The sequence below is a fragment of the Streptomyces sp. SID4985 genome, from assembly GCF_009863025.1.
In the GTDB taxonomy this organism is placed as follows: Bacteria; Actinomycetota; Actinomycetes; order Streptomycetales; family Streptomycetaceae; genus Streptomyces.
Genome location: NZ_WWIR01000310.1, coordinates 1 through 338 on the forward strand (window position 1 = coordinate 1; position 338 = coordinate 338).

General features: G+C 64.5%; 1 protein-coding gene. It reads left to right on the plus strand.

Annotation, left to right across the window (positions count from 1 at the left end; all coding sequences use genetic code 11):
• A partial coding sequence (locus GTW40_RS12715; RefSeq protein WP_237525476.1) for an alpha-amylase family glycosyl hydrolase occupies positions 1 to 338 on the plus strand: 338 nt, incomplete at both ends.

Consider the following 338-nt stretch of genomic DNA (forward strand, 5'->3'; position numbering starts at 1 on the left):
GACCTGAACTACGAGAACCCGGCCGTCCAGGAGGAGATGATCTCCGCCCTGAAGTTCTGGCTGGACCTCGGCATCGACGGGTTCCGGCTGGACGCGGTGCCGTATCTGTATCAGCAGGAGGGCACCAACTGCGAGAACCTCCCCGCCACGCACGACTTCCTGAAGCGGGTGCGCAAGGAGATCGACGCGCAGTACCCCGACAAGGTCCTGCTCGCGGAGGCCAATCAGTGGCCGGAGGATGTCGTCGACTACTTCGGCGACTACCAGGCGGGCGGCGACGAATGCCACATGGCGTTCCACTTCCCGGTCATGCCGCGCATCTTCATGGCCGTACGCCG